Annotated in this window: 8 protein-coding genes; 2 read left to right on the forward strand and 6 right to left on the reverse strand. The window is 51.3% G+C overall.

Annotated elements, in window-relative coordinates; translation table 11 throughout:
* Positions 1 to 571 precede the first annotated feature (571 nt).
* Together EL645_RS16570 and EL645_RS16575 are read left to right on the forward strand one after the other, a co-directional pair.
* Positions 572 to 1,795: a deoxyribodipyrimidine photo-lyase gene (locus tag EL645_RS16570; RefSeq protein ID WP_161977414.1), complete on the forward strand. Its 1,224-nt coding sequence runs from the start codon at positions 572 to 574 to the stop codon at positions 1,793 to 1,795.
* Entirely contained in the window at positions 1,792 to 2,001 is a 210-nt protein-coding gene (locus EL645_RS16575) for a hypothetical protein (protein ID WP_126551546.1), read from the forward strand. Before EL645_RS16570 ends, EL645_RS16575 begins: the two co-directional genes overlap by 4 nt.
* A 55-nt stretch (positions 2,002 to 2,056) precedes the next feature.
* On the opposite strand, the gene EL645_RS16580 is transcribed toward EL645_RS16575, so the two are convergent.
* The 6 genes from EL645_RS16580 to EL645_RS16600 form a co-directional block, all read right to left on the reverse strand.
* A complete protein-coding gene (locus EL645_RS16580; protein WP_126551547.1) occupies positions 2,057 to 5,656 on the reverse strand; it encodes an AAA family ATPase in 3,600 nt (1,199 codons plus the stop codon).
* 270 nt (positions 5,657 to 5,926) lie between these two features.
* Positions 5,927 to 7,300 (reverse strand): DUF4012 domain-containing protein, encoded by a 1,374-nt coding sequence (locus EL645_RS16585; RefSeq protein ID WP_161977415.1) that lies wholly within the window; start codon positions 7,298 to 7,300, stop codon positions 5,927 to 5,929.
* Positions 7,276 to 7,959, reverse strand: a complete 684-nt coding sequence (locus EL645_RS39340; protein ID WP_161977416.1) for a hypothetical protein — start codon at positions 7,957 to 7,959, stop codon at positions 7,276 to 7,278. The genes EL645_RS16585 and EL645_RS39340 overlap by 25 nt, the downstream gene beginning before the upstream one ends.
* Complete coding sequence (locus EL645_RS16590) at positions 7,956 to 8,258, reverse strand: hypothetical protein (RefSeq protein WP_126551549.1); 303 nt, start codon at positions 8,256 to 8,258, stop codon at positions 7,956 to 7,958. Before EL645_RS16590 ends, EL645_RS39340 begins: the two co-directional genes overlap by 4 nt.
* Positions 8,259 to 8,478: 220 nt before the next feature.
* A complete protein-coding gene (locus EL645_RS16595) occupies positions 8,479 to 9,240 on the reverse strand; it encodes a DUF4097 family beta strand repeat-containing protein (protein WP_126551550.1) in 762 nt (253 codons plus the stop codon).
* A gap of 903 nt (positions 9,241 to 10,143) precedes the next feature.
* Entirely contained in the window at positions 10,144 to 12,576 is a 2,433-nt protein-coding gene (locus tag EL645_RS16600) for a DUF4012 domain-containing protein (RefSeq protein ID WP_126551551.1), read from the reverse strand.
* Between the last annotated feature and the right edge of the window lie 332 nt (positions 12,577 to 12,908).

Genomic DNA, 12,908 nt, shown 5'->3' on the forward strand with positions numbered 1-12,908 from the left:
TTTAAATGGCACTGCCTATCTTTTGTCTTATGTAAGACTTCTGCGGTTTTCTTCTCTTATCGGCCGACTTTTTTAGCATAACTATGGAATCCAGTGCGCTTCCGAAGGGAAGTTATGAGATTAATAGAGTGTTAAGTCTGCTCAAAGAGCGTGTAAAGCGGGTAGGGGTATACTAGCTATCGTGGTGAGTGATGATCGATGGGGTGCCAATCCGTTCTGTTGAGCGAAACTCCGGATATGGAGATGAAGCCAGATGCTGGAACTGTGCTGTTGAGCCAGGCTCCACGCGTTCCGTCTCATCCGTGCTTCATATCTGTGGCGTTGTAGGTTTGCTCCAGACAGTCGTTGGTCATTGCTCCCACACAGGATTTTCTTATAAAAAAACCAGGTAGCGGCGTTGTCTGACCAGCGCTACTGCTTGCATCCTTGTCTCCCCCCACCAAACGGAGAAGAGATGGATACGATGTATTGGCGTATCTATCTCTTCTCCGTTTTTTACCCTCTTATAGGCTGTGGCAGCGTCTCTATTCACAAACTTCTTGATTGGTTGGGAATGTGGAGGAACAGATTCTTGGCTACTACCAATATTAATTCTTTTTTTGCTCAGGATGAACGCGTACAGATCTATCGTCCCGGTGACTGTGATGAGCAGGGGAAATATGTTTTGTACTGGATGCAGCATTCACAACGGGGGCGCGATAATCCAGCGTTGAACGCGGCGATTGCGCTGGGCAATCAGCTCAAGCTACCAGTGGTTGTGCTGTTTGTGTTGACCGAGTATCCGGCGGCTAATGTGCGCCACTATACTTTTATGCTAGAAGGATTGGCGGTGGCTGCCCGCGATCTACAGCGCCGGGGAACGCCTTTGTTACTTCGCCGTGGTGATCCAGCTAAGGAGGTCGTACAACTGGCGCGTGAGTTGTCCGTGGCCGCCGTCATTTGTGATGAATGTGAGTTGCGTACTCCCCGAATCTGGCGCCAGGAGGTCAAAGAGCATCTGCATGTGCCTTTTGCCTGTGTAGATGGGGATGTGGTGGTGCCGACCAGGTTTTTCCCTAAAGCCGAGTATGCTGCACGTACGCTGCGCCCAAAAATTGAGCGCCTTTTGCCGACCTACCTGCAGCCTGTCGTCGACCTGCATATAGAGCATAAGTTGTCTAAAGCCCCGGTTGATCCCGGACAGATTGGTGAGCCTCTGAAGTACCTGGAGACGTTGAAGATCGATCGCAGTGTTGCCCCATCGTCTCTGCTGCAGGGAGGGCAGGATGAAGGGCGTAAAGCTATTCAGCGCCTATTGCATGAGCGTTTGTATTACTATTCTGAGCGCCGCAATGATCCTTTGCAGGCTGGAACCAGCGAGCTCTCTCCTTATCTACACTTTGGGCAGATTTCAGTGCAGCAGCTGGCCTGGGATGTAGAGCAATATCAGCCACCGGAGACCGGAAGTGCCAGTATTGATATTACTGGTGGACGGGCAGCCTATCTGGAAGAGCTGATTGTACGTCGTGAACTGGCTATCAACTTCGCCTGGCATAATCCCCATTACGATACCCTGCAGGGCTGTCCGGATTGGGGCCTTAAAACCTTGCGCAAGCACCAGCAAGATCCTCGTGAATGGGTGTATACGCAGGAAGAATTAGAACGGGCTGAGACGCACGATGAGCTCTGGAATGCCTGCCAGCTAGAGATGGTCAATAGCGGCCGTATGCACGGTTACATGCGTATGTACTGGGGAAAAAGATCCTGGAGTGGACCGAGACGCCGGAGGAGGCTTTTGCGATTGCGGTCTACTTGAATGACAAGTACGAATTGGATGGTCGGGATGCGAGTGGCTATGTTGGTATCAACTGGGCTATTGGTGGGTTGCATGATAGGCCATGGAAGGAGCGGCCAATCTTTGGCCTGATCCGCTATATGTCTGCCGATGGTATGAAACGCAAATTTGATACGGCTGGCTACATTTATAAATATGGCAACCATCCTTTTAAGAAATCCCATTAGCAACATTGACGTGCCTCCCTGGAGATGCGCGTCAATGTTGCTAATGAAATGTGTGTTAGTGCGCTTCTACTTGCTCATCAATGGGCGCCTCCACCGGGGCAGCCGGTTCGCGAATATCTATCTCTAGCTTTCCATCTACAGCTTTGACGTGTACCTCGCCATTCTGAGGAATATTCGCCAATAGGATGCGCAGGCTCAAAGGCACCGTCAGCAGACGTTCAATAACGCGGCGTAGTGGACGGGCTCCCTGTGTCTGGCTGAAGCCTTCCTTGCAGAGCAGGTCGATCGCACTATCGTCGGCATGCAGGACCAGTCCCTGCTCTAATAGTCGTGCACCCAGTTCATTGATCTGTAGCTGAGTAATGGAGTGAGTCTGCATCTGATTAAGGGGATGGAAGATCACTACATCGTCGATACGGTTCAGGAACTCTGGGCGGAAGGTTTGCCGTAAACGCTCCATTAAGCGGTCGCGTTGCATCTCTTCCGCCGTCTCTTTAATACTGGCGCGGAAGCCACTGGGCATAGAGCGACCAAGCATATCCGTTCCGACATTCGAGGTCATAATCCAGATGGCGTGCTGGGCATCCACGGTATGACCCTGGGCATCTGTCAGGCGACCAGCATCAAAGACTTGCAAGAACAGGTCAAAGACCTCTGGGTGAGCCTTTTCCAACTCATCAAGCAGGACCACGCAGTGTGGACGTCTGCGTAGTTTCCCCGTCAACTGGCCTTCTTGATCATAGCCTACATATCCAGGAGGTGCTCCAATCATGCGTGAGACGGCGTGCTTCTCCATGTACTCCGACATATCCACACGGATTAGATGCTCGTCGGAGCCAAAGACCTCGGCAGCCAGCGCGCGCGCCAGTTCGGTCTTACCAACGCCGGTTGGTCCTAAGAACATAAATACACCTGCTGGACGATTGCGTGGCTTGAGGCCTGCTCGTGCGACCTGGATAGCCTGGGCTACACGTTTGACCGCTTCGTCCTGGCCGATCACACGTGATTTGAGGCGCGATTCCAGACTCAACAGACGGTCCCGCTCCTCACGTCCTGGTGCGCGTACAGGAATGCCGGTGCGGGCAGAGATTACCTCCGCAATCATGGCTGCGGTAATCACTGGCTGTGCACCGATCTCATCCAGATCATCCTGTTCCTGTGATTCATCCTCTATTGAGAAGACGCGCGCCTGTGAACAAGCTTCATCCAGCACGCTACAGGCTTTATCTGGCAGGCGCAGATTGGGTAAGTATTGCACCGATAGATTTACGGCCGCCTGCAATGCCTCATCAGCAATTGAGGCGTGGTGATGTTCCTCATAGAGGTCACGCATACCCTGCAGGATTACCAAAGCATCCTCAGGGGTAGGTTCTTCGATCATAATTGGCCGCAGTCGGCGTTCCATGGCGGCATCTTTTTCGATCAGGCGATATTCCTGGGGTGTGGTGGCTCCGATACAGCGTAAGCGACCTCCGGCCAGAGCTGGTTTGAGAATACCGGCGGCATCGATACTGCCATCGGCTGCGCGTCCGGTACCAATTAAGAGATGCATCTCATCGATGAAGAGGATGATGTTGCCGCTGGTTTCGGCCTCCTCCAGCACCTTTAGCAGACGCTCTTCAAACTCACCTCGGTACTTGGTGCCTGCGACCAATGAACTGGCGGATAGCTCTATTAAACGTTTGTTGCGCAGTTCAGGTGGCACCTTTCCGTCGACGATGCGCTGCGCCAGGCCCGCGACGATCGTTGTTTTACCCACGCCCGAGTCGCCGATAAGGATTGGATTGTTGCGATCTTTTAGCATCAGGGTCTGCATCAACTGCCGGATCTCTTTTTCGCGCCCGATCAAGGGGGTCAGTTGTTTATTGCTGGCCTGTTTGGTCAGATCGCGTCCCAGTTTTTCCAGCGCCGAGTTGCCTCCCTTGGCGATGACATCCGGATTGATTGCTCCTGGTAGCTCATCGGCTGACTGATCAGGGTTTGCGTTTGCCGAGGGGACCAGTTCGAGCAGGGCGTGTGCATTGCTGGCAAGGATCATCTCGATTAACTGCGTGGGATTGATGCCTAGCTTGGTTAGCAATTCGTGGGTTACACCATCGCCCTCGCTTAAGACGGCCTGGGCGATTGCTCGCTCATCGACTGAGTTTGAGCCCGCGTTGAGCGCATTGTTTTCGGCTGTCTGTAAGATCTCTTTACAGCGCCGGGTGGGTAGAATGGGTGTCTCGCTGGTGGCCTTGCCCGAGCCCAGGGCCAGGCGAATAACATCGCGTACCTGCTTGGGGGAGAAGCCCAGATTGCGCAGGGCATCCTGCGTGCAACCCCCATCCAGTTTGGTTAACGCGATAAACAGGTGTGGCGTTCCCAGGTAGTCCTTGTGCATGCGGCGCGCCTCACCCAGCGCAAACTCCAGCACGGCTTTCATAAAACGTCGATCGGGCGCACTGCCTGACGACAGCAGCGGTGACATCAGTTGACTATCGTCGAACGGGTCGATATGCTGCTCAAACTGGCGTTCTTTATTGGATAGCGTGCTCACCACCAGGCGCTGCGTTGGGTCTCCATAGAGCACAAATGAGAGCCAGGAGGTATCATCTCCGTAGTGTTGTGCCATCGCGATACGTGCCCGGCGGATAGCCTCTCCCAGTGCCACGCCATCTGCGATATCCTGATAGAAGAGCATCATAAACTCGCGTGCACGATTGGTTGGGATCTGCCAGCGCTGTACTACAACGGCGCCTGCGCCGGCTGCTAAAATGGAGCCCGCCAGTTGTTCCATCTGCTCATCGCGATCCAGCGCATTATTTTGGGGACCTGTTGCATTGCGATTAGGGCGTTCTTCCTCATGATAACTGAGAAAAACCAATGGATGTTTGGGGAGTCCCTGCAGGAGTTGTTCCAGGGCTGTCCCGTCCAGGCGTGCGTTCCCTGCCAGCGCGAGTGCTGGCTCATCATTAGCTGTATTAACAGGTAGTGGACCAGCGTAATGCAATACATGGGGAGTCTCTGAGCTGATGCGTACACGCATTTCTAGCTGGTTGGCTTGCTGGCGATACAAAATAATGCGTGTCACTGACTCTGGTAAGCTCGTGCAGAGAGAGGCAACTTCTTCTTCCGCTGCTGGTCGCTCGCTGGTAGGATTTACTAAAAAGAGTACCGAAAGTCCCTGCGTCTCGCGTTTATTGGCCTTATTTCTGGTCACGCGATCGAGGCTGGCTGTGCGTTGCGTATTCTCACGATCCTGGAGAACTAGACGCCCAACGCTTAGTGCCTGGCAGATATAGCGCCTGGATTTTGTGTTGTTATCGTACAGTAATTCCCAGGGAATATCAGGCGTATTAGTACTAATAATTAACGCGGAGTCGAGTCGACGTAACGTTTCCTGGAGTGGCACCGGGAGTAATGAGTCGAAAAGAAAACGACCTAACGTAAGTAATGCATCATTGGTTGGCCCGGACTTTTGAGAGTGGGATGGGCGACGCACATCGCTATTTTGACCGGTCGGATTGACTGTTTGTAAAGCGCGTCGTAAACGTTCACGTAACTCAGACGTGAGGTCCGTGCTATACTCCTGGCCTATTGGGCCATCGGGAAGATCAAGACGAAACCGGTAATTTGCGTCAGTACGTATGATGCTTAATAGGGCTGGTTGTTCCATGAATACTTCTCTTCCACAATCTTCCCGTCAATCGTAATATCTACGACTGCTACAAAAACACACACGAGTTCTCGGCAAAAGCAGTATACGTGTCTTAACCTCTATGTGTCAATAGTTCGGATTATAAGAGATTGTTTTTGTTAACATCGATATTAGACAGGGCGAGGAAAAAATATACCCCATTATACCATGTATGTGTGCTTATTTTGTCGTTAATGTGGCTAAAAAATAAATAGATGTTTTTTCTTATGGTCTGTATAAGGTTGATATCTATGCGTGGGATAGCATAGTGCAGCTATAATTTGTTGCTGCCGGGGGCGGTGTAAAGCTGCTATCTTCGGTCCCCATGATGCCCTGAACGTGCAGCCCAGCGGTGCGCAGGGTGCTACAACCCTGGCTGGTTGGTAGGATGGTTAGATCTACTAGCGGCTGGGTGCCGGGTTGACGTTGGATAAGTAGACTATAGTGATTCTTTCCCATTGGGGGCACGTACCAGGAAAGGGTTACGGTCATATTACAATTTTTGGGAATGATAACCCAGCCGCCAAACATGGCACGTTCTGGTTCATCACTTTCCAGGTTGGTGGGTGGACCGATGCGATTCATCGGGTGCAGCTCGGAATAGTAAGGATCGTTTAATAACCAGGTCGCAAAGCCTGCCTGGGCCATGTTTGGTGGACACATCAGTGCGCCATTGCCGTAGATATTGTACTGTGGACAAGCTGGATAGCCGTACGTTCCACAGAAGGCATGGTTGTAACCAGCATCAAAACCGTTACTCCAGAGTAGTTTACTGTTGGGTGGAACATAAATGCGTACATAATCTCGATAAGTATCGAAGCCATAGACCGGCCCGATTTGAGTATAGATCAAGCCTAGCTTTAGGAGATGGGTGGCGCCGCCGCTGGCATCTAGCGTTACCGTATCCTGAATATTGGTCTGGATGTATTGCGAGGCTTTGCTGGTACTAAGATTGGCCTGCACTATATAAAGTCCATCATGCTTAAGTGAGCGATCAATTTCACTGGTTGAGCCATACTTACCGAGCAGTTGTTGAAGCTGTGGATTGCTGATATAGATCTGCAGGTCCTTGGTTTTTAAATCGCGTAGCATTTCACGGGCCAGCGCGATCATCTCATATGGCGAGGCATGCCGGATGCGATCCATCAGAGCGTTTGAGAGCCGTTTGGTGAACAATTTACGGGCCTGATTGCCTGCAATCTGTGGATTGGCTGGTGTCTGTTTAATTTTCTCGATAATCACCTCTTTTAAAATGCCCTGATTATCCAACTGGTAATAATGCAGTCGTTCCTCTAAATTCTGGGCCGTGATGGTCTCATTATACAGAGGAATAGTGATAGGCCCCAATGTTTGAATGACACGGCTGATCAATAATGGCGAGAAAAGAATCACGCCATCGATCGTGGTGTCGAATTCACTTTTATAGGTCTGTATCGCCAGGCGGGCTGAAGTTGGGAAGTCCGCTGAAATATTAGAGTCGCGTAGTCCCCAGTTGGCGATGGGCCACCAGTTGAAAGGAGCGGGAGGATGATTGCCTCGTACCCGGCTGGTTGGATTATTTTCTTCTATTGGCCCGATATCTTTCAGTGCAAATGGTGCTATGCGCCCATGATTGATGGACAATTCGCCGAACTGGCCCGTAAAGCCCCTGTGGGACGAATTTCGGCTCGATCCATGGTTTGGATGAGCAGGGTGCGTGGGCTGTCGACGCCCAATAGCCAGCCAATGGCATTAAGCTGTTCGCGTACCTCTAGCAGGCCGCTGTGCGCCAGTGGAATGGCCTGTAATAAATCTGTGAGCTGTTGCCTCTGTTGCGCGTTGATGGGGAGGGTCTCAGGTGTAACCTGCGTTGCCTGGGACTGGATATTTGCGATATGTGGTAATGCATAGTCTAAGCTCTGGCGCAATAGATCCAGGGTATGTTGGGTTACAAGGGGCTGCTCAATATTGGCCTGGGTTGAGCCATACAAGGCAGGAGCTAGCTCTGGCAATGTGTGTAAGACCTGTTGTCCAATAGCGGTTGCATCGATTCCTATCTGGCTGAGGGCGCGTAATGAAGTCACCTGCTGTGGCAATAATCCTGATGTCAATGTAATTGCTGGATCGTTGCTCAATTTCTGTTCTAAGCGGATAAAATCGTGATGGGCGGCTAACATCTCCTGCTGTGCAGCCTGTACCTGAGTGGCATCAAAAAATCCCCTGGTGTGCCGTGGGGATTCAGTGAAGAGCGTTTTGAGCGCGTAAAGGTGCTGTATGCCGCTGCGGGCCTGGCTATAGATCACCAGTGCATCCAGTCCCCCAACAGAGTCAGACTGAATGGAAACAGCAGTAGCAGTACCAGGATGATCCTGGTCGAGCGTGATAATTGCTGGAAGCGTGCATTTGCCCGGTGCGTTGTCTGTTGTACCTTACCTTTTCCCTGGATCAGATATGTCCTGGCGCCGTTTGTGTGTTTCGCTAGAGAGCGTTGCCCCAGATCTTTGTAATATGGCAGTGCCAGCCTGATCCTGTCTGTTATGGCTCTAGCGTGGCCTGATAATGCTTTATAATTTAATTTATTTTTCTTCTGGACTTCAGACATGCTGTTACCTCTGAAAGATAATACAGTTTGCAAAGAGATATATTGGAAGCTCATCTTTTCTGGCTGTTATCTATACCCCACAACGTTTGCCTGTGTCTTTCTGACGAGGTGATCCTTTGCGTGCGAGAAATGTTGCGGAAAAGCAGGTGGGTAACGTGATTTCGTGGTAATAAAAAAGACCATCCCAATAAAACAGGGATGGTCAGTGTGGCTGGTTAGCTTAGAAGCTGCGCTGGATGCTAATGCCGCCGCTACCAGTTTTTAGATCTAACTGGGCTCGTGGACTACTTCCGACTTCGTTCGGACCAAATTCATTGATAACTCCACCGGAGCCGGTGGCGGCATGGAGGCTGAAGGCTGCTTCAGCCGGCAGACGGAGATTGATGGAGCCGCTGCCGGTGCGCAGTTGATAGTTACCTGTGGGATCGAGGGCACCAGCGAAACTGATGGAGCCACTGCCGGTTTTGAGGCTTGAACTGCCATTGAGCATAGATTGTTCAACCTGAATAACGCCGCTCCCCGTCTTAAGTTGGATCTGCCCTGCCATGTCTGTGCCTGCGATAGTCCCGCTACCCGTTTTGAGTATCGCTGCGCCGTGTACATGGTTGGTACTAATGCCGCCGCTGCCAGTGCGCATCTCGACCCTGCCCACCACATTATTCGCACTTATAGAACCGCTGCCGGTGATGACTGCTAACTGACCCTGCAAGGCATTGAGCAGGATCGAGCCGCTGCCAGTGCGCAATTTGATATCGCCAGTTATCTCCTGGGCGCTCACATTGCCGGAGCCGTTTTTGATCTGTAGATCAGTATATTGTGGTACTGTGATTTCCAGGTCGATGCTGCGAAAGCCGAATTGCCATGGCGCCCAGTGTAGCTCACTGCCAACCGCAATATGATCACCTTGCTGGCTATAGTGAACCGGTATGCTATCTGCCGTGGCCCATGGGCCGCTGATACGTTTGGTCGGGGTGACGGTGATCTCGCTCTGTTCCCCTTGCGTACAGAGATGGTGCCAGAGAAGTTATTGACAATAAGCTGGGCGTGCTCTTGAATGGGGAATGTCTCAACTGGCATGGGAATAGTAATGACACGCCAGTTGCTGGCTATCAGGGTGGCACCTGCCAGCACTATTATTATCAGCGCTGTCCAGATTATCCAGCCACCTATGACATGGATCAGATTGCCGATGATGATACCAATAAAGAGTACCGCCAGGATTGATAGGATGCCTCGCATGCCGCGCCGTGATTCAGCTTGCGGCCGTAGTTTTTCGCCCTCTGCCTCACGAAACCAGGCATCATCCTGAGTATACTGGCTCGTATATCCATCTTCATAACTGCGTTCCTGATATGTATAAGGTGGGATGGACGACAGTGGCGATGGCTGTTCACGTGGATCATTATTGATTGTATGTCCTGCTACAGGAGTTACTTTGTGCTCCTGGCTGGAATAGTCACCTTCCTGGCTCTGCATGCTCGGATACTCCTTAAGAAAAATTATAATAATTAAACAACTAACTCTACTGTAGCATACGTTCTATGAGCGGAAAAGTTCGTGCTGGCTTGTGCTGGGCTTTTTCATGTTCGTCCAGAGATCGCAGTGAGATCACTGGCAAGCAATACGATGGATATTCTTTCAGGTGTGGAGTGTGTGGTGGGCGGCCGCGGCCGCCCACCACCTGCAATACGATGGACATTCTTTCATGTGTGGAGTGTGTTTGATAGGCGGCCGCGGCCGCCTATCAAACACACTCCACACTCCCAATCCGGCGCCGCAGGCGCCAAAGAGGAACATTTAAAAGCCCTGGGTTTGTGGACGGGCGCAGGCGTGGTTGTGACAGCCATTGTGTCGAACACAATGGCTGTCACAACGTAATTATTGTTTAGCAGGTAGTCGATGCTGCGACTTTGGCGCTGAAGAGCACATCTTTTGACATGTCTGTGGTAAACTGGCTGCTGGCTTTAGCCTGAGCCTTGCAGTTCGCTGGATGGATGGTGAGGTGATAATCAGGGTTGGTGCCCGCCTGGCGCTGCACGTAGTATTGATATGTTTGGACCGAGTGAGCCGGTACGTACCAGGAGAGCTTGACGGTTGCCTGACAATTTTTTGGAATGACCACATAGCCACCAAACATGGCGCGCTGCGGCATATCGCTCTGGAAGTTGGTTGGGCCGCCCACTTTATCTAATGGATGATCCTGACCTACAAACTGGTCGTAGAGCATTGGTGAGGCCTGGCCGGCTATATATTGTCCCGCTGGACAGACCAGTTCTCTATGTGGATAGACGTTGGTGTTGGGACAAGCGCCAAGTACGCCACCGCATAAGGGATCGCCATTATCAATGCCACTTCCAGAGCGGAAACGGGCGTCTGGTGGAACGTAGATGCGCAGGTAGTCTCGATAGGTATCAAAGCCATAGACTGGCCCTGTCTGTTGATAATCAAAGTACATGGTCAGGTTATGGGTAGCCCCGCCGCTGCTATCGAGCTGTACGTCCTCAGTGAAGGTGGTTTTTACAAATTCAGAGGCCTTGCTCACGCTGACATTGGTCTGTACTATATAGAGTCCGTCACGCCTGGAGGAGCGATCCATTTCACCGGCATCACCAGCACGCTTGAGTATATTTTCCACGGTTGGATTGGTGACATAAACCTGTAGATCGCGTGTCTGCATATCTTTGAGCATCTGCTGGCCAATTCCCAGTAGCTCTTTTATGGGTGCCTGCCGTATATGGTCGATCAACGTATGCGCAAGCGCTGAAGTGAACATCTTACGCGCGGATTCATCATCGTTAATGTGTTCGATGCGCTTCTCTTTGACGATCCCTGCATGTGACAACTGATAGTAATGCAATTTTGCTTCGAGATTCTGGGTCGTAATTGTTTCCTGGTAGCGTGGAATCGTAATTGGTCCAGTGGCCTTCAGTACGTGTTCTATGGTAATAGGGGTGAAAAGAATTACGCCATCGACCTGGTGATTGACTTCAGCCTTGTAGCGCTCCATCTCCAGGTTGGCGGAGGTCGGAAAGTCCGCTGAAAGGTTGGCATCGCGCAGTCCCCAGTTGGCGAATGGCCACCAGGAACGATAGGCGTCTGGCGCAACGTTGCCATAAGTCGGACTATTATCGCTGTATTCCAATAAAGCGATGTTCTGTAGCGAAAAGGGAGCGACCCGTCCATTTTTGATGGTTAGCTCCCCGTATTGACCGGTAAAGCCGCCGGTCGCGCGTAGCTCACCCCGATCCATTGTCTGAACCAGAAAGGTGCGCGGTTGATCAACACCCAGCAGCCAGCCAAGCGAATTAACCAGGTCGCGATTTTCTTTGGCGGTAGTAATTACCTGGGGTAGAAGCTGAATATAGCTCGTCAGTTGTTGGCGTGTAGCCGCACTGAGTGGTAAGAGATTCAGGGAAAGTTGGCCGGTTTGCGCTTGGATGCTTTCCAGGTGCGGTAAGATACGATTAAATGTTAACTGGATCTGCTGGAATTGGGGTTCGGTGATCAGCGGTGCTTTGCTGGTGCTTAGCAAACTGCCTTGTAGTTGGGGCGCCAGCAAAAGACCGGTTGTCACGACTTCTTGCCCAATCGTAGTCGTATCGATACCTATCTGGCTGGCGGCATGCGCGGTCGTAAAATAAGGTGTTAGCTGCGGAGCCAGTTGCGGTATTGATTGTAGCCAGGGTGTGTTATCGAGTACGGTCTGTACCTGCTGAAAATCCTGTCGGGCCGCCGTAATCTCATGCTGGGCCCTGGTAAGCTTGCTGGTATCCAGTAGATTTTTATTCGTGCTCCCGTCCTGTTGTGGGGCAGTAAACAGATCTTTTACCGTATATAAGTGGTTAATGCCACTGATAGTATGGGTGCTCAGCGTGCTTAAGGTAACATAGGCCTGCAACAAATAGCCCGCTGAAAATCCTATGGGCAACACAATACCAAAAACGAGAATGCTCAGTAAAATAAGGTTCAGTAGGACCAGTTTAGATGGCTGCCTCTTCCTCTGAAGTGAGCTACGGATGATGGTGCGCTGCATCTTCTGGCGCAGGCGCCGCGAATAGCGGTCCTGTTGCAGAAACTGCTTTCTCCTGATGGCCTGATCTGGAATATCAACTATGTCCTGGAGGTCATTCTCCTGGGGCTGAGAGAGGATATACGCACTCTCAGGTAGTGGATTCAACGCTGTTGAAGAATGCCGCGCTGTATCTGCTGGAATAGCCGGGGTGAGAGGAGCAGTCAGCGAAGCCACGGCTTTGGTCGTTTGATCAGGCGGCTGGAGAGGTTTCTGGGCGGCACTATCTGTATCATGTGCGTGTGACATGCATAACCCCTTGCTTATAATGAGATTATTTGACGCTCCGGGGCCGATTATATAGGGAACATAGCTATTTTTAACAGAAGCATACGTAGTTATAACGCCTGTATAAGTTGAGACGTTTCAAACTCTACGCTTAAAGGCGCAAAAGTCGTGTTAAATCCTTCTTTTGCTGTCTTTGGTGTTCAGCGCTTACACTTAGTTTGACGTAGTGGGAGGATAAAATGGGGACAAAAAAGCCTCTGCCCTCTATTATCCATTGGCCTCTGGCTTTCACGATGCCCTTGCCGGGCTAACTTTTATCTATCCAGGATCAGCGCGGGTTGAGCCCTGGTATG

Origin of the sequence: Dictyobacter kobayashii (assembly GCF_003967555.1) — a bacterium.
Taxonomy (GTDB): Bacteria; Chloroflexota; Ktedonobacteria; order Ktedonobacterales; family Ktedonobacteraceae; genus Dictyobacter; species Dictyobacter kobayashii.

Excerpts from the sequence above, each read along its gene's own strand:
- EL645_RS16580 (WP_126551547.1), bottom strand. The coding sequence starts at position 5,656 with ATGGAACAACCAGCCCTATTAAGCATCATACGTACTGACGCAAATTAC.
- EL645_RS16590 (WP_126551549.1), bottom strand. The coding sequence starts at position 8,258 with ATGTCTGAAGTCCAGAAGAAAAATAAATTAAATTATAAAGCATTATCA.
- EL645_RS16600 (WP_126551551.1), bottom strand. The coding sequence starts at position 12,576 with ATGTCACACGCACATGATACAGATAGTGCCGCCCAGAAACCTCTCCAG.